General features: G+C 51.9%; 18 protein-coding genes and 1 riboswitch. Of the genes, 13 read left to right on the forward strand and 5 right to left on the reverse strand.

Annotated features, from left to right (window positions below):
* Position 1: 1 nt before the first annotated feature.
* Together rpe and spoVM are read left to right on the forward strand one after the other, a co-directional pair.
* Positions 2 to 649 (forward strand): ribulose-phosphate 3-epimerase, encoded by a 648-nt coding sequence (gene rpe, locus K7P76_RS15730; RefSeq protein WP_232186267.1) that lies wholly within the window; start codon positions 2 to 4, stop codon positions 647 to 649.
* Positions 650 to 789: 140 nt separating this feature from the next.
* Positions 790 to 870, forward strand: a complete 81-nt coding sequence (spoVM, locus tag K7P76_RS15735) for a stage V sporulation protein SpoVM (RefSeq protein ID WP_041064529.1) — start codon at positions 790 to 792, stop codon at positions 868 to 870.
* Positions 871 to 951: 81 nt separating this feature from the next.
* Here spoVM and rpmB read toward each other — a convergent pair whose 3' ends face one another.
* Positions 952 to 1,140, reverse strand: a complete 189-nt coding sequence (gene rpmB / locus K7P76_RS15740) for a 50S ribosomal protein L28 (RefSeq protein ID WP_232186268.1) — start codon at positions 1,138 to 1,140, stop codon at positions 952 to 954.
* Positions 1,141 to 1,343: 203 nt separating this feature from the next.
* Between rpmB and K7P76_RS15745 the strand changes: the two genes are divergently transcribed.
* The 11 genes from K7P76_RS15745 to K7P76_RS15795 all read left to right on the forward strand — a co-directional run bounded on the left by K7P76_RS15745 (position 1,344) and on the right by K7P76_RS15795 (position 11,559).
* Positions 1,344 to 1,703: an Asp23/Gls24 family envelope stress response protein gene (locus K7P76_RS15745; protein WP_232186269.1), complete on the forward strand. Its 360-nt coding sequence runs from the start codon at positions 1,344 to 1,346 to the stop codon at positions 1,701 to 1,703.
* Between the two features lie 24 nt (positions 1,704 to 1,727).
* Positions 1,728 to 3,578, forward strand: a complete 1,851-nt coding sequence (gene fakA, locus K7P76_RS15750; protein WP_232186270.1) for a DAK2 domain-containing protein — start codon at positions 1,728 to 1,730, stop codon at positions 3,576 to 3,578.
* A gap of 33 nt (positions 3,579 to 3,611) precedes the next feature.
* A complete protein-coding gene (fakB, locus tag K7P76_RS15755; RefSeq protein WP_232186271.1) occupies positions 3,612 to 4,469 on the forward strand; it encodes a DegV family protein in 858 nt (285 codons plus the stop codon).
* Between the two features lie 30 nt (positions 4,470 to 4,499).
* The gene (gene recG / locus K7P76_RS15760) at positions 4,500 to 6,551 is read left to right on the forward strand and encodes an ATP-dependent DNA helicase RecG (protein ID WP_232186272.1); all 2,052 of its coding nucleotides are present in this window, start codon (positions 4,500 to 4,502) and stop codon (positions 6,549 to 6,551) included.
* A gap of 91 nt (positions 6,552 to 6,642) precedes the next feature.
* Positions 6,643 to 6,936, forward strand: coding sequence for a stage VI sporulation protein F (locus K7P76_RS15765; RefSeq protein ID WP_255678579.1), 294 nt, complete (start codon positions 6,643 to 6,645; stop codon positions 6,934 to 6,936).
* 262 nt (positions 6,937 to 7,198) lie between these two features.
* Positions 7,199 to 7,311, forward strand: a riboswitch (TPP riboswitch).
* Positions 7,312 to 7,428: 117 nt separating this feature from the next.
* Positions 7,429 to 8,418, forward strand: coding sequence for an ABC transporter substrate-binding protein (locus K7P76_RS15770; protein WP_373692414.1), 990 nt, complete (start codon positions 7,429 to 7,431; stop codon positions 8,416 to 8,418).
* 37 nt (positions 8,419 to 8,455) lie between these two features.
* The gene (locus tag K7P76_RS15775) at positions 8,456 to 8,758 is read left to right on the forward strand and encodes a thiamine-binding protein (RefSeq protein ID WP_232186273.1); all 303 of its coding nucleotides are present in this window, start codon (positions 8,456 to 8,458) and stop codon (positions 8,756 to 8,758) included.
* A complete protein-coding gene (locus K7P76_RS15780; protein ID WP_232186274.1) occupies positions 8,748 to 9,533 on the forward strand; it encodes an ABC transporter permease in 786 nt (261 codons plus the stop codon). The genes K7P76_RS15775 and K7P76_RS15780 overlap by 11 nt, the downstream gene beginning before the upstream one ends.
* Positions 9,530 to 10,315, forward strand: coding sequence for an ABC transporter ATP-binding protein (locus K7P76_RS15785; RefSeq protein WP_232186275.1), 786 nt, complete (start codon positions 9,530 to 9,532; stop codon positions 10,313 to 10,315). The genes K7P76_RS15780 and K7P76_RS15785 overlap by 4 nt, the downstream gene beginning before the upstream one ends.
* On the forward strand, positions 10,308 to 11,120 hold the full coding sequence (locus K7P76_RS15790) for a TatD family hydrolase (protein ID WP_232186276.1): 813 nt from the start codon (positions 10,308 to 10,310) through the stop codon (positions 11,118 to 11,120). The genes K7P76_RS15785 and K7P76_RS15790 overlap by 8 nt, the downstream gene beginning before the upstream one ends.
* Before the next feature lie 70 nt (positions 11,121 to 11,190).
* On the forward strand, positions 11,191 to 11,559 hold the full coding sequence (locus tag K7P76_RS15795) for a 4-fold beta flower protein (protein ID WP_232186277.1): 369 nt from the start codon (positions 11,191 to 11,193) through the stop codon (positions 11,557 to 11,559).
* 18 nt (positions 11,560 to 11,577) lie between these two features.
* On the opposite strand, the gene K7P76_RS15800 is transcribed toward K7P76_RS15795, so the two are convergent.
* The 4 genes from K7P76_RS15800 to K7P76_RS15815 all read right to left on the reverse strand — a co-directional run bounded on the left by K7P76_RS15800 (position 11,578) and on the right by K7P76_RS15815 (position 17,158).
* Positions 11,578 to 11,829: a hypothetical protein gene (locus K7P76_RS15800; protein WP_232186278.1), complete on the reverse strand. Its 252-nt coding sequence runs from the start codon at positions 11,827 to 11,829 to the stop codon at positions 11,578 to 11,580.
* A 153-nt stretch (positions 11,830 to 11,982) separates the two neighbouring features.
* On the reverse strand, positions 11,983 to 12,207 hold the full coding sequence (locus tag K7P76_RS15805; protein WP_232186279.1) for a hypothetical protein: 225 nt from the start codon (positions 12,205 to 12,207) through the stop codon (positions 11,983 to 11,985).
* Positions 12,208 to 12,209: 2 nt separating this feature from the next.
* On the reverse strand, positions 12,210 to 12,491 hold the full coding sequence (locus K7P76_RS15810) for a DUF5132 domain-containing protein (RefSeq protein WP_232186280.1): 282 nt from the start codon (positions 12,489 to 12,491) through the stop codon (positions 12,210 to 12,212).
* A gap of 44 nt (positions 12,492 to 12,535) precedes the next feature.
* Complete coding sequence (locus K7P76_RS15815) at positions 12,536 to 17,158, reverse strand: HAD-IC family P-type ATPase (RefSeq protein ID WP_232186281.1); 4,623 nt, start codon at positions 17,156 to 17,158, stop codon at positions 12,536 to 12,538.
* Between the last annotated feature and the right edge of the window lie 20 nt (positions 17,159 to 17,178).

The raw sequence follows: 17,178 nt of genomic DNA on the forward strand, positions 1-17,178 counted from the left end.
CATGACTATAATAGCGCCCTCTATCCTGGCATCGGATTTCGCGTCTTTGGGGGATGAAATTCGGAGCATAGATTCCGCTGGAGCGGATTGGGTTCATATCGATATAATGGATGGACACTTCGTTCCCAACCTGACATTCGGGCCGCCTATCGTTTCCATGATCCGCCCCGTTACGAAGCTTTTCTTCGATGTGCACCTGATGGTCGAGGCTCCGCAGCTGCTATTTCCGGCACTTGCTGCCGCCGGAGCGGACCGAGTGACCGTACACGCCGAAGCTTGCGTGCATCTTGACCGCACGTTATCGGAAATTCGCGAGCTTGGAATGAAAGCGGGCGTGGCATTAAATCCGCATACGCCATTATCCGTTCTTGAATATATATTGGACGAGATAGATTTGGTGTTGACTATGACGATTAATCCGGGGTTCGGCGGGCAATCGTTTCTGCCGTCTATGCTGCCTAAGCTCCGCCAGCTAAGGGAAATGCTGGAGCGGCATGGCCGCAGCGATATTTTCATCCAAGTCGATGGAGGCATTAACGCCCAAACCGCAGCATTAGTTAGAGAAGCGGGAGCGAATTCACTGGTTGCGGGTACTTATATATTCGGTCACGAAGATCGGGCAGCCGCAATAGCCGCCTTGCGTTCTTAATGCCTGTAATAATTATTGTATAACTCCCTCCGATTTGTCTGGTCTAGGACAAATAGAAAACCGCATACATTTGAATCAATAGGGCGCTTCGATTCCAGAAGAGTCGGTAAGGGTTCAGCCTGCGGAGGAGGGATGGGAAGATGAAATTTTACACCATCAAGCTGCCGAAATTTTTGGGTGGCTTCGTCAAAGCGATTCTCAACACGTTTCACAAAAATTGACGCCTTAAAAGGCATTCATACACAAAAAGAACCGTCAGGAGGACCTGACGGTTTTCTTAATGATCGATTAAGCAACGTGAATTATACGCGTACGACCGCTCCGGACTTCAAGGCGCGAGCGCTGACATAAACACGTTTAGGTTTACCGTTCACCAGAATGCGCACTTTTTGTACATTAACCCCCCAAGAACGGCGGGTAGTGTTATTCGCGTGAGATTTGTTGTTGCCGGAACCCGGCTTTTTCCCTGTAATATAACATTTACGAGCCACTAAAAATACACCTCCCTGCCACGTCCATACAAATACTTCACTATCTTAGCACAGCGTGCAGTTTGATGCAACGAAAAAAGAGGACATAAAGCACCTCCGGCCTCTTAATCGTTAGATTTACCAAGGAAACGGCTTCTTTCTCCCGTTTTTTTATAGTACAATGAGGTATGGTCCATAATACAGGCATAAAGGAGTGAATTTCCATGCCTCTGCAGTTGGTATCGGAGAACGGAAAGATTGATGTGGCGGATCAAGTCATTGCAGTAGTAGCCGGTTCGGCAGCGTTGGATTGTTATGGGCTAGTCGGCATGGCATCCCGCAAAGGATTGAAGGATGGCATCGCGGAACTTCTTGGCCGCGAGAACTTGTCTCGTGGCGTGGAAGTGCGTAGAGAAGGGGAACTCCTCCATCTTGATCTTTATGTCATCGTTAGCTACGGAACTAAAATTTCGGAAGTGGCCCACAATATCCAATCCAAGGTGAAATACGTATTGGAAGAAGTCGTGGGACTGAAAGTCGATTTGGTTAACGTATATGTTCAGGGAGTACGGGTATTGAAGTAGCTTATTAGGAAGGGGAATACATCATTGGGTAAGCGCTTCTTGAATGGCAGCGAATGGGCGTCTATGGTATTAACCGGCGCGGAGCGGTTGTCCCGCAACGTGGACCGGGTGAACGCCCTGAACGTGTTTCCCGTACCTGATGGAGATACGGGAACGAATATGAATTTGACGATGTCGGCCGGCGTGGCCGAATTAAAACATAAACCGTCGGAGGATGTCGGCCGGGCGGCAGAAGTGCTTTCCAAAGGACTTCTGATGGGCGCAAGAGGCAACTCGGGAGTGATCCTATCCCAATTGTTCCGCGGATTTGCGCGGGCGATTACGGGGCAGCGGGAACTGACGGTGCCTTTATTCGCGAATGCTCTCCAACAGGGTGTTGATACCGCTTACAAGGCTGTTGTTAAACCTGTAGAAGGTACGATTCTGACTGTAGCCCGGGAAGCGGCGCGTCATGGACTTACGGCTGTGCGCCGAACTAACGATCTGACGGAATGGATGCTTGAAGTACATGCCAAGGCGCAAGAAACGCTTGCGCGCACGCAGGAAATGCTCCCGATTCTGAAGCAAGTCGGCGTCGTCGATTCCGGCGGTCAAGGGCTTGTGTATTTGTATGAAGGGTTTGTCGAGTATTTAAGCGAAGGGAATTTCACGGCACCAGTACAGTTAGATCAACAATCGAAACCGATCGCACCCGCATTGGCAACTCCGGTTTCCCAGGCGGCCTCGAACGTTGCTGCCGCTCGATCTGTTGGAGCTAAGGCTGCAACTGCACAATCCAAGATAACGACGGAAAGCATCGCCTTTCCTTACGATATGGAATTTTTCATTCAAAGAATTGCAGCCTCCGCACCTTTCCCTGAGCGGACTTTCCGTCAGGCGTTGGAGCGTGACGGCGATTCGATTATCCTCATCGAAGACGAAGGCATCGTTAAGGTTCACGTCCATACTCGCCGTCCAGGCGATGTGCTTAATATGGCGATAACCTATGGCGAGATTACCCACATTCATATTCTGAATATGCAGGAACAGCACCGCGAGCTGCTTGCCCAGCAAACCGAGCCTCAAGCAGCAATAACGTCAATGACTCGTCCCGCAGAGTCAGCTGCCGGCATACCCATCGCACCCGTCGTAGATTATGCGCTGCCGGGAATCGTTGATCTGCCCTCTGTTACGGCTTCGCCTGAGAGCGAACCAAATCCCGACGTATACGAAATGGCATCCTATGGCGTTGTAGCCGTTAGCGTCGGAGAAGGCAACGCGGAGTTGTTCAGGAGCCTTGGCGTCGATATCGTCCTCTCCGGGGGACAAAGCATGAATCCAAGCACGGAAGATTTGCTCGGGGCCATTGCTTCTTTATCGACCCATCACATCTTCCTATTGCCGAATAATCCTAATATCATCATGGCCGCCAAGCAAGCGGCGGAGCTGGCCGATAGGCCGGTAACGGTGCTGCCGACCCGCACGCTGCCTCAAGGGATGGCGGCGATGCTTGCTTTTCAGGAAAACGAAAGCGAGGCCGTGAACATCGACCGGATGACCAAAGCTTACGAGCGGGTCGTGACGGGATCCGTCACGAAAGCCGTAAGGGACACGGAGATGGACGGCTTGCAAATTAAAGAAGGGCATTACATCGGAATCAAGGACAAAACGATCGTCGTTTCCGCCCCTACCCAGATGGAAGCTTGCAGGTCGCTGCTTGCCGCGCTGCTCGTATCCGGTGGGGAGATCGTTACGATACTGACGGGTGAGGGGGCCGAGGCCGAGAAGACCGATGAACTCGCAGAGTGGATGTCCATGCAGTTCCCGAACGCCGAAGTCGAGGTCCATGAAGGCGGCCAGCCGCTTTACCCTTATTTATTTGCCGTCGAACCCTAGCGAAAACAATTAATAAAGATGGAGGGACAGGCTATGGCATCGATTGTTCTGGTTACGGATAGCACGGCGGACATCCCTGCCCAAGTGAGAGACAAACTCGATATCGCTATGGTGCCGCTGAAAGTTAATTTCGGGGATGAAACGTACCTGGACAACATTACGCTGCAGCCAACGCAATTTTACGAGAAGCTTACTGCCTTTAATGGGCTCCCTACGACATCCCAGCCTTCTCCTTCCGATTTTTACGAAGTGTATAAGAAGTTGACGGACGAAGGCCATACGGTCATTTCCATACAGCTGTCCGGGGCGGTAAGCGGAACCTATCAATCGGCAACGATCGCCAGGTCCATGCTTGACGAGAGTGCGGACGTTACGGTCATTGATTCCAAATCGGCTTCCTATGGCTATGGAATGCTGGTCGTCACAGCGGCCGAGATGGCGCAAGCCGGGGCATCGAAGGAAGAGATTATTGCGGAGGTACATCGACTGCGGGGGGAACTTCGGCTATATTTTCTCGTGGATACGTTAGAATATTTGAAAAAAGGCGGCCGTATCGGCAAAGCGTCTGCCGTGCTCGGATCGCTGCTCAATATCAAACCGATATTGTCCATAGATAAAGAGGGTTTTGTATTTCCGTTCGACAAGGTAAGAGGACAGAAACGGGCAATGGGGCGAATTGCCGAGTTGCTTGAAGCCGACTTTAAAGACCGTCCGGTGAATTTAACGATGGCCGTTACACCCGGATATGTAGAAGGCGTATCCGAATTATCCGAGCTTCTCAAACAACAATTAAACGTACAAACCTATCTGGAAACCGAGATCGGTCCGGTCGTCGGAACGCATGCCGGTCCTGGAACGATCGGATTGTTCGCAACCCCGGCGAGCCGGTAGGGAGTAACAGTACTTAAAGAGGTTGGTCTAATGACTATTCAGTTGTTCCAAGTCCCTCTGACTAAGCTGCAAGGCGTGGGCCCCCAGAAAGCGGAGGAGTTCCACGCCTTAGGTATTTCCACGGTCGGAGATTTGCTTGAATATTATCCGTTTCGTTACGAGGATTATAGAATTCGCGAGCTGCATGAGGTGAAGGACGGGGAAAAGATCACGATTCAAGGAACGATTGCCTCCCTGCCGACCATGCAGCGATACGGGGGCAAATCGCGGCTTATTTGCCGTGTGACGGTACAATCTATGCTCGTTACCGCTATTTGGTTTAATCGGGCATTCCTGAAGGATCAATTAACGTTGGGACGCGAGATCACTTTAACGGGCAAATGGGATCAGCGGCGTCGATATTTGACCGTGGCGGATTCGGAATTTCCCGATCGGGGCGCAGCGAAGACCGGAACGCTTCAGCCGGTTTATTCCGTCGGGGGCAGCATTACGCAGACCGCGATACGGAAATTAATCGACAGGGCATTAACGCAATTCGGCGCGCTTATTCCGGAGCTTTTACCTTCGGAAATTTTGAACCGGCATTCGCTTATTCCTCGGAGGGAAGCGATCACGCGCATTCATCGCCCCGAGAATACGCGGGAAGGACAGGAAGCCCGGCGCAGAATGGTTTATGAAGAGCTGTTCTTGTTCCAGCTTAAGCTGCAAGCTTACCGAGCCACCCACCTCAAGCAGGCGGACGGCGTGGCTCATCCCGTTAATAACGAGGAAATTCGCCAATTCGTAAGCGTGCTGCCCTTCTCGCTAACGGATTCGCAGAAACAAGTAATTAACGAGATCCTTCATGACATGAAACAGCCTTACGTGATGAACCGATTGCTGCAAGGGGACGTTGGCGCAGGTAAAACCGTTGTCGCCGCCGTTGCGCTTTACGCTACGGTCAAAGCCGGTTACCAAGGCGCGCTCATGGTCCCGACGGAAATATTGGCGGACCAGCATGCGCGTTCGCTGAGCAAGATGTTCGAGCCATACGGCATCCAGGTCGGTCTGCTGACGGGGAGCTTGACCGAACGCAAACGCCGCGATCTTATCGCTTCCTTGCAAATGGGATTGCTCGATATCGTCGTCGGCACGCATGCGCTCATACAGGAGGACGTATTTTTCCGCAGCCTTGGTTTGGTCGTAACGGACGAGCAGCATCGTTTCGGCGTTAACCAACGAAGCATTTTGCGCCGCAAAGGGATGAATCCGGACGTGCTGACGATGACCGCCACTCCGATTCCCCGCACGCTGGCTATTACCGTGTTCGGAGATATGGACGTCTCGACTCTTCGGGAACGGCCGAAGGGCCGCATACCGATTAAAACTTATTCGGTCAAGCACGATATGATGGACCGAGTGCTCGGGTTTATTCGCAAGGAAGCGGAGTTGGGGCGGCAAACGTTCTTCATCTGCCCGCTGATCGAAGAATCGGAGAAGCTTGACGTACAGAACGCCATCGACCTGCATATGCAGCTCACTCAGGCATTGCCCGATTTGAAGATCGGGCTGTTGCATGGGCGCATGACCCCCACCGAGAAAGAGGCGACGATGGCGGCATTCGCAGCCGGCGAGACGAACGTACTCGTGTCCACGACTGTTATCGAGGTAGGCGTCGACGTTCCGAATGCTACGCTGATGATCGTTATGGATGCCGACAGATTCGGATTGTCGCAGCTGCATCAGCTCAGAGGCCGGGTCGGACGGGGGGAGCACCAGTCGTATTGCATTCTCATCGCGGATCCTAAATCGGAGAACGGGCAGGAAAGAATGAAAGCGATGACGGAAACCGACGACGGCTTCGAAATTTCGCGGCGCGACTTGGAAATCAGAGGTCCGGGAGAGTTTTTCGGAACGAAGCAGAGCGGAATGCCGGAGTTCCGGCTGGCGAATCTGCTGAACGACTTTGAGGTGCTTGAGCAAGCAAGGGACGACGCGGCTGCGTTAACGTCGCTTGAAGAGTTCTGGTCTTCGCCCGTTTATGGGGAATTAAGGGATAACCTTGCGCGTGACGCCAAGCACCAAGGGGAGCCTTTGGATTAGTTGATACTTTCTTGGGCATGCGACTTTGTCATTGCACGTCTTCCGGCGGCATATGATGTACCGAATAGCTGCCGGAAGGAGCGTGACCTCTTTGAGCCCAAGCTGGCAAAAGTTCGGCATCAAGGCGGAGTTCGTGGAACGCGTCAAAGTGAAGATGAAAAATGCTGCGACCAAAGAGCGAATTAAAGGTTTGCTGGATGGAGTCACGAAATACGATCTGCAGGACAGGGCCAAAGTACGCAGATGGGTCAAACAATTCGCGCGAATCCTAAATGAACCACTAACCGAAACGCAAGAGGATCAACTGGTTAATTTCATTATCGCTCAGAAAATCGATCCCAATAATATGCTGCATCTGATCAAACTGTACACGATGTTCCGGTAAAAAAGAACGCTCCGAGTTCAGGTTTATCCGGATCCGGAGCGTTTGGTTCTTTAAACGGGTCAATATCCAGCATTTTGGCGCCGAAGCCCGCTCCGCAGGCAGCATCGAGCACGAATTTACCGACGACGAATCGGCAGGCAAGATTAGCGGATTGTTTGCGGTTGACCAGGCTCCGTTCGTCCGACCGCACTTTTGTTAAAACATAGACAATCGGCGCTTCTTTGCTATAATAAGGATTGAAAGAAGCGGGTTTCTACAATTGAATTAGCCCCGGGGGAGCTGGAGCAAGGCCGGCTGAGAGTGCATCCCATTATGATGCAGACCCTTATACCTGATCTGGTTAATACCAGCGTAGGAAGGTGGGAACGCGACGGCTAGCCGTTGTGTCATTCGTCCGTGAAATATAGGGCGCCCTCCGGAATCGGGGGGCGTTTTTTGATTTGTGGGAAACTCTCTTCTTATCCATTGGCAAGATCAGAGAGGGAGAGAAAAATGAAAGCGGAAAGAAAAGGTTGGCAAGGGTTAGGATTGATGGTGTTAGCGGCAACGTTGTTGCTTACGGGGTGCGGCAGCAAGAAGGGATCGCTGCAAGAAGTGACGCTCGTGCTGGATTGGACGCCGAATACGAATCATACCGGGCTGTATGCGGCAAGGGATCAAGGCTTGTGGGAGAAACGCGGGTTGAAGGTGAACATCATACAACCGCCTGAGACAGGTTCGGATGCGATGGTGGCAAGCAACGCCGCGGAATTCGGAGTCGGCGCTCAGGAAAGCATGATGCTAGCTCGGGAGCAAGGCTTGCCGATCGTATCCGTAGCCGCGATCATTCAGCATAATACGTCCGGATTTGCTTCTCCGGCAGCCAAGAATATCAAGGAGCCCAAAGATTTCGAAGGCAAAACGTATGGCGGATGGGGTTCTCCCGCGGAGCAAGCGGTCATTCAGTCTCTGATGAACGTTCAAAGCGCCAATGTCGATAAGGTGACTTTCGTTAATGCAGGGTCGGCCGACTTTTTCACGGCGGTGAAGAAGGATATCGATTTCGAGTGGATTTTCTACGGGTGGACGGGAATCGAAGCCGAGCTGCGCAAAGAGCCGATCAATATGGTATATTTGTCCGATTACAGCAAACAGTTGGATTACTACACCCCGCTTTTGACGACGAGCGAAAAGATGATCAAAGATAAGCCGGATCTCGTTCGCGCGTTCGTGGAAGGGGCCGCGGAAGGTTATCAATATGCGATCGACAATCCGGATGCCGCTGCCGAACTGCTGCTTAAGGCGGTTCCGGAGTTGAATGCGGATTTGGTCAAAGCAAGCCAGAAGTGGTTAAGCCCCAAATACAAAGACGATGCTCCGCGTTGGGGTGAACAGAAGAAAGAAGTATGGTCCGGATATGGGGATTGGATGACAAAAAATGGACTGTTGAAAAAAGAGCTGAACTACGACGAGATGTTCACGACCGAATTTTTACCTAAATAAAGTTTAAATTAAGCAGGATCCAAAGGAGATGGGACGTTTGGCACAAGCTTTGTTAAGCATCCAAATATTGCCGAAAGTGAACGCCGGGGAAGAGGTCATTCCTTATGTAGACCGGGCAATCGAAATTATTAAGGCATCCGGGGTCCTCTATCGGGTCGGACCATTGGAGACGACGATGGAGGGTGACCTCGACCAGCTGCTCGATATCGTGAAGCAAATGAATACCGCAATGTTCGAGAAGGGAAGTCCCTCGGTCATGTCGCAAATCAAATTGGTCGTGGACGGACAGGAAGGCGCTTCGATGGCGCGTCTGCTGCAGAAGTATCCGGATGGGAAATAAGGCTCTACGAAGTGTACTGATTCCGTTAGCGACTCTGATCGTCTTCATCGGGGTATGGCAAGCATGCTGCACCGTATTTAAGATGGATCCGTGGATTTTACCCGATCCGTGGACGATCGCGCTGCGTATGGCGGAAGACTCCGCGCTTCTCTGGAAACATTCCCTATCGACGCTGAAGCTCGCGCTTATGGGTATTGGACTAGGATTGGCTGTAGGAATTATCGTCGCGTTGATTATTCATTCCGTTGCTATTTTACGTATCGCCATATCTCCTTTATTGGTTCTTTCGCAGAATGTTCCGATTATTGCGCTTGGACCGCTGCTCATGATTTGGTTCGGCTTCGGTCTAATGCCCAAATTGATATTGCTCATCATCGTTTGTTTTTTTCCGATTGCCTTATCGATGCTGGCGGGGCTTGGACAAGCCGAGCCTCAGCTGCGCGAATACTTGGGGATGATCGGCGCATCTCGATGGGAACGGATGAAACGGTTGGAATTTCCGGCTTCGCTTAGTTTTCTGTTCTCGGGCCTGAAGATTACGGCAACCTACGCGGTTTCATCGGCGGTTGTAGCGGAATGGCTCGGGGCCAGCAAGGGGATCGGCTACTATTTAGTATTGAAATTCAAAGGTTACGATACTTCCGCCGTATTCGGAGCAATCGTCTGCATTGTCACGCTCAGTCTATTGCTGTATGGCGCCGTGGTTGTGTTGGAGCGTCTTGTCATCCGTTGGCGTCCACGATCTTCCGATGACTGGGCAGGTGAATCGTCATGAAGGATTACGGTCATAAGATGCTGGAGCTTACCGGGATTTCCAAGTCATACCGACGGGGGAAATTGCGCGTTCCCGTTCTGAACGATATATCGCTGCATGTTCGAGAGGGTGAGTTCGTAACGCTCATCGGACCTTCCGGAAGCGGTAAGTCGACGCTGTTTCGTCTCATTGGCGGGGTGGAACGCCCGGATTCGGGGCATATTGCCATCGGCGGCAAGGTAGTGACCGGCGAACGCGGCCTTATCAGCTACATGCCGCAGCAAGCGGCGCTGTTTCCTTGGTTGTCCGTTGCCGACAACATTTCTTCGGCATTGGTGACCGCGGGTACCGCGAAGAAAGAAGCGAAGGAACAGGCGCTAGAGTGGCTTCATCGCATCCATCTCGGAAGCGTGGCGGAGGAATATCCCCATGTTCTGTCCGGAGGAATGCAGCAGCGAGTGTCCTTCTTGCGGGCATTGCTCATGCGTCGCGATGTCATGTGCTTGGACGAGCCGTTCGCAGCTTTGGATGCTTTAACAAGAGCGGATATGCAGAAGTGGCTGTTGGAGTTATGGGAGTCTAATCGTCGTTCCGTATTGTTCGTCACGCACAGCATCGAAGAAGCGTTGATGCTGTCGGATCGCATTTATGTTCTGTCTCCTGCTCCGGCCACCCTTTTACGTGAAATTGTCGTACCCTTCGAACGTCCTCGCCGCGCTGATGTATGGACGGATCCGGCATTCGTGGAGCTGAAGCGGGAAGTGCCGGAGTTGTTGGAAAAAGGGGATACCTCTCGTGTTTGATACTCATATTCATCTTGACCTTTATGAGGCTGAAGAGCGAAATCGGATGCTGGAAGCGGCTTGGGGATCGGGCATAGAAGGCGTAGTATCCGTGTCTATGGGATTGGAGTCTTGTCTTGTCAACCGCGAGTTCGCGTTACGGCATGACGGACGGATAATGCCCGCTTACGGCCATCACCCGGAGCAGCCGCCGTTAGATGAGGAAGGGCTGCAGGTTTTATGCGACTGGATTCAGGAGCGGGGAAAAGAGCAGGAATCGTTCGCCATCGGAGAGGTCGGCCTTCCTTATTACACGCGCAAGGAAGCGGAGGAAAAGGGGGAGGTTTTCGATCTGTCGCCGTATAGGAGGCAGTTGGAAGGCTTTATCCGATTAGCATCGGAATTGAACCGGCCAATCGCGCTTCATGCGGTCTATGAGGACGCAGATACGGTGCTTGACTTGCTAGAACGCCATTCCATCCGCAAAGCTCACTTTCATTGGTTCAAGGGTAGCTCGCATACGGTAACGCGTATCGTTCGTAACGGATACTATATCTCTGTAACTCCGGATGTGCTGTATGAGCAGGAAATTCGAGAGTTGGTGGCGGCATTCCCGATCGATCGCCTGATGGTCGAGACGGACGGCCCTTGGCCTTTCGAAGGTCCGTTTGCCGGCAAACACACGGAGCCTGGCATGGTCAGAGATGTCATCCGTGAAATCTCATTGCTTCGAGGTCTGGATGTAAGGAATGTTACTAAGGCAGTGAATGATAACAGCAGAAATTTTTACGGATGGAATTTCGATCAAAGAACCCGTGGCCTCTAAGGCCGCGGGTTCTCTTAAAATATGTATTTGCATTATGCTATAATTACTTAAAAACCGGAGGAATTATAAGATGAGCGATTGGTACTTCGATCGGTATGGACAAGCGGCTTTCGTGCTGGCAGAGGGTGATCGATTCGTTAGCCGAAACGGGCGCAATTTGGGTTGGATTTACCAGGAGAAGCAGGTGTTCACATTGACGGGACAGCCAATCGGCTGGTTGGATAAAGGAGTGTTGAGGGATCGCTCGGGTAACATAATCGCATTTACTAGGTCGGCGAGTTCCAGTTTACCGTCCATTCCGGGGATGAGCGGGGCGCCTGGAGCACCCTCGATGCCCGGCCGGCCGGCCAAGCCCGGCTTTGCCGGATCGGTAAGCGATCCCGGCAGCGGGGGATGGTCGAGCAAGTCAATCCGTGAATTTTTCGGAACGGATGTTTAAGCCCGATCCTCTTTCGAATTAACTTCGCTTCAAGAGCACGAATCCGCTAACGTCGGTGGATTTTCTGCTGACAACGATACGGAATCCGTTATCTTTTAAACATCTTAATGCTGTACGCAGCAATAAATTTGGCCTTAGCAAATTTCTGCAAGGGCTGGCGCTGCCGATGACGCGAACTGCCGTAATTCTGCGCGGAGAGCCGGGCTGCAAGGGATTTCTTGTCCAACTTATAAGCACAAGATCGGGTTCGTGAGGAATCGTAACAGGCATGAAGTAATCACCTCTTTTCCTGAAGCTCCTATATTCGATGCGAGCCGGAAAGGGAACGTGCTATTTCAATTGCCTGATTAAATCGAACTCAACGAAAAGGACTATGTATACAAGAGTATGAAACGACGGCTTGGATTCTATTAAACTACTTTGTTACCGAATACGCGGAAATGAAATCCACGTCAGCAAATTCATTTTCGATTGTTTTCCTTTTTCGCGAACCATTCCAAAAAATTCACCCAAAAACTTTTCCCATTTGCTCCCGACGATTTGCTTTTCTTCTTGATTATCGTGAATAAGTCGTATGCTTTTGTCCAGTGCAGCATCAAGATGCGATAATGCCTGTCGCAAATGAAAATCGACGGATTGTTCTTCCATTGCTAATCGCTCCTCGCGCCATTGGCGTAATGGTTTTCCATCGATGAGATTTCTTTATCAAGCTGCTTCTTCATCCGTTCGAACTGGGCCTCCGCCACGATATCCTCTACTTCTTCCTTCGCGATTTGGACGTATGATCGGGCTCGATTCAGCAGTCCCTCTCCCGCGGTTAGTCCGTTGGCGAGCAAGGGACGCAGCGTTGATTTTGCAATTGGCACAATGACGGAGGTTGCCGCGACAAGAGCGGCCCCAACTATAAGTTTGTCGATATTTTTCTGGATCATGATTCATCCTCCAGCCATATTTGAAATGGAACCGATGCCGCGGCTTAAGCCGCAGCACCGGTTGCTTGCAAGTTAGGTGACCCAATGGTACGGCGCGATACGAGGGACAAGATTGGTTTTGAAAGCAAAGTAACTGAACCGGCCACCAGCAATACCGGAATCCAATGGGTTAACGACAAAGGCGCCGTGTGAAAGAAACGGGATACGGGCGGAACATAAAGAGCTGCCAGCAGCGCAAGCCAAGATACGCCGAGCGCACCGATCAAGAAGCGGTCCTTCGTCCATTCACGGGTGCTTTGTTCGGAGCCTTCCTGTCTCCAAGAAAAGGTTTGAAGTAATTGCCCGGCAACCAATGTGGCGAAAGCAACGCTTTGCGCGACGGCGATAGGAGCTCCTGTCGCTAAGCTGGCCGCGAACAATCCGAGCGAACCAAGTCCTAACAGAACGCCGCGGACGACTACTTTTCGATACAACCTTCTATCCACGATATCGGTTCGTTCGGTTATGCCGGATTTGTTTCCCGGATTAACGGCAAGCACCATGGCAGGCAACGCGTCAGTCAAAAGATTCATCAGCAGAATCTGTACGGGCACAAGCGGAATGGGTAGGCCGAGCATGACAGCGGCGCTTGTGACGATGATTTCGGCGAGATTGCCGGTCAGCAAGCATCCTAACGCTTTGCGGATGTTCCCGATAATCGTTCGTCCTTCTTTCACGCCATCGACAATGGATCCGAAATGATCGTGTTGAAGCACCATGTCGGCCGCTTCTTTGGTCACTTCCGTTCCCTTTTCGCCCATCGCTATGCCGACATCCGCCTGCTTGATGGCAGGGGTATCGTTTACGCCGTCTCCGGTCATCGCTACGATATGGCCCCGTTTTTGGAATGCCGTGACAATCCGCAGCTTATGCTCCGGCGTAACCCGCGCGAAGATCGATACGTTCTCTACCACCTCGGATAGCTCTTCATCCGTCATACGGTCCAACTCATGACCGGACAAAACCTTTTGGGTGCCGTCGTAAATGCCAATCTGCTTGGCGATCGCAACGGCGGTGATCGGGTGGTCGCCGGTAATCATGACCGGTTTTACCCCAAGCGCTTGCGCGTCCCGTATCCCTTCTTCGATCGCAGCCTTCGGAGGATCGGCCATGCCTGCCATCCCGACGTAAATCAAATTCTGTTCATCTATGCAGGACTTATCCTGCTCCCCGTCAATGGGGCTGTATGCGAAAGCGAGCACTCGGAGGGCATCCGTAGATAATTGCTCATTTTGCAGCAAAATTTGTCGTTTTTGATCTTCTTTTAACTCGAATAGCTCGCCGTTCGCCTGATATCGGCTGCATCGCCGAAGAACGGCCTCAACAGAGCCTTTCGTAAGGACATAGCAGTCGCTGTTCGACTTCGCATTTTCCTTGCATACAACGCTCATTTTTCCTGTATTGGAGTCGAATGGAACTTCATGGCTTCTGTGCCAACCGCTCAAGTCCTGCGGCCACATTCCTTTTTTGGCCGCGAGCGTCAGGAGCGCGCCTTCCGTCGGGTCGCCTTTGACGATCCATTTCCCTTCTTGCTGGTCGAGCTTGCTGTTATTGCAGAGCACGCCGATTTCCAGAATCCGCTTCAAATCGGTGTCCATCTCTACATCTCCGCTGCTTTCCTTATACAGTCCGGCGGCCGCAGTGGCGGCAACCTCCGCAGTCACCTCCTGAATATCTCCGACAGGTTCGTACCCATTGCCGGTGACGGTCCAGGCGCGGTTTACGGAAGCAACGGTCCTTACCATCATTTCGTTTTTGGTAAGCGTGCCGGTTTTGTCCGTGCAAATAATCGTTGTCCTCCCCAGCGTTTCAAGAGCGGACAGCTTCCGAACCAATGTTTTCTTCTTGGCCATACGGAAAATACCTGCGCTTAGCGCGATCGTAATCGTTACCGGGAGACCTTCCGGAATCGCGGAAGCCGCAAGCGCGATCGATGTCGATACCATTTGATTCAAAGGAATGCCGCGCAGCAAGCCGGCGACGAATACGATAACCCCAGCCGCCAAAGCGCCCTTTACGAACGTTTTGCTTATGGAAGTTACCTTCTCCTGCAAAGGCGTAACTTCTTTTTCCTCCTGCTTCAAAAGGGAAACAAGATGGCCCATTTCCGTGTCCATGCCCGTATTGACGACAATACCTATACCTTTTCCTCCGCATATGTCCGTTCCCATATAAAGCATGTTGGTTCGTTCCGCCAATGGGAGATTTTCTTCGATGGGCAATTCGTTTTTGTCAATCGGCAGCGATTCTCCGGTTAGCGCGGCTTCGTTCACGCGAAGGTTCGAGGCTTGCAAGAGGCGAATGTCGGCCGGCATGCGGTTGCCCGCCTCCAAATGAACGATATCGCCCGGAATCAATTCAATCGCCGAGATTTCGGATTCCTTGCCATCCCGGATAACTTTGCAGAACGGAGGCTGAAATTGGTTTAAAGACTGAACGACTTTCTCGGCTTTCCGTTCCTGAAAAGTACTAATTGCGGCATTGGCAAGCAGAATCGCCCCCATCGCGATACCGTCAAATAAACCGCCGCTTAGGAAAGCGAATGTTGTCGTGCCCAAGAGAACAAGGGTCGTAAATTCCTTGAACTGTCCGAAGTACGTGACAAACCAAGGTGTCGTTTTTTTTCCTTCCAGACGGTTCTTGCCGTGACGGCTTTGAAGTTCTGCTACACGAGCGGCGGACAGTCCGGAAAACTCATCGACCTGGAAACGGCTCATTAGCTCTTCTCTGGAACTGGAGTGCCATACAGGCTTATCGGAGGCAGCGGCAATCTCCTGAACACCAGGTATTCGGTTTAAAGGAGGAGACTCCCTTTCGCTAGCCTTCTTCGACCTCGTTAAGAAAACAAGCGATAACGCGTCCGCAGCCAAATTGACAACAGGCGCGCTAAGCGCTCCAAGGGATGCCAAAGCGGAGCCCAGGAGATTCCAGCTCTTCGTAATTTGGAAATGCTTATTAACGGTTCGATCCACTTGCTTCACATAAGCGGAGGTTTCGAGTAAACGCGGGACTTGATCCTTGGTAATTACAGGGATGCCGGCTGCCGCCATATACTCATTTAATGGATTCCGCTCGGAATCGGCTACGAATAGCGCGTTCTCTCCTTGCTGCTGCATAAGGGCGATCCGTTCGATAATTTCGCCCGGCTGAAGCGATAGCCAGCTTGAGTCGATGCCCCTCTTCTTGAGAGACTGCTCACTGACGTTCGCTCGATTTTGCAGCACGCCGATTCGCCATCCTTTGTCCGTGAACGACGACAGCTGCTTTCCCCATTCGCTTAAACCCGCTGCTTCTTTCCGTGCGATAAAACCAAGGCACGGTTCAGGCTTATGGCCGGCTTTGGCGACGAAAAGCACGTTAAAGCCTTTCCGCTCCAATCGCTTCGCTTCTAAATCATAAGTATCGGATGCGATCCCATGCTGCTTCAGATAAGCTGAACTTCCAACATAGATAGGTATATCGTTGATTTTACCCGTTAAGCCGCTGTCTTCTTCAGTAACGTGAAAAGCCGAGCGTATCGTACGGCATGTTCGTTTGGCATGCTCCCATACGTCTTCCTTCCAAGGATGACCGCTGCTCTTCATTAATGATGCCGCGTAGCATACGGCTTTCTCGGCATCCTCTTCCTTGCTGAAACACTGAAACTCGTCCGGATTTTCCTCTTGATCAAACAAGTGCGACGTTTCCTCGATAAGCATCGTATTTGTTCGGGCTAACTGCGATAACGAGCCATTCGAGGGTACGGTAAAGTTCCGTTCGTGAGAGACGACTTCAGCCTGCTGCCATGCGTACTGCGCAGGAATGGTAGCCGGCCTTGGGTTCGCTGCCAGCAATACAGCTATGCCTTGCAGCGGATTGCGGGTAATCGCCCAAGTTGCGGCGGCTCCGATCAGCCCCCATTTGGCCGCCTTCTCGCTGTAGCTTTGTATTTCCGGAGACAGTCTGTTCTCCTGACCAGGTCCAAGAGCTAGTTGACTTCGCTTCCAGTTGACGAATTGCAGTACGCCGAGCCCGGCAAGCACAACCAGGTTTTCCCTTACCAAAGCAAGTGCCAAGGCAGAGGTTCCGAGCAATAAATCCGAATTCCATTTTTTCGTTTGCGAGAACGATTCAAAGCCGCGTCTTAAGAAGGGATACCCCGTGACAACCGACACCAATCCGGACAAATAAAAGGGTATCGGGCTTCCGGCCAGAGCCGATCTGCCTAGAAACAGCCTTTTGGCCCCCAAGACGGCCAGACCGCCCATAGCGATTGCAAGCGGAATGGGAACTTTCTCTTTCGGTTCGGGTTCCGGCATTGAGAGCTTAGGCCCCGCAGGGTTCAACCGCTCTTGCAAGGGCGGCATTTCCGCGGCTGCGGCCGCTTCCGAACAACGCGGATCCTCCAAGTGAAGTTCAACTTGCTGAATAGCGTGAATAATCTCCTGCACATTTACCCTGGCCTCGTCGTATTCGATTAACGCTCGACCCGAGACGGTATTAGGTACAATTCGAGATATGCCTTTCATTGTCGAGAAGCGCCTCAGCAGTAACTCCGTCGTATTCGGGTTCTCTTTAAGGCCGGTAATCTCGATGCGGATTCGACCCGGTAATGAACGAAGGAATCTTTGTTTTCCCTGGGGCACCATAATGACAGCTCCTCAACATG

The organism is Cohnella silvisoli, assembly GCF_021190915.1.
In the GTDB taxonomy this organism is placed as follows: domain Bacteria; phylum Bacillota; class Bacilli; order Paenibacillales; family Paenibacillaceae; genus Cohnella; species Cohnella silvisoli.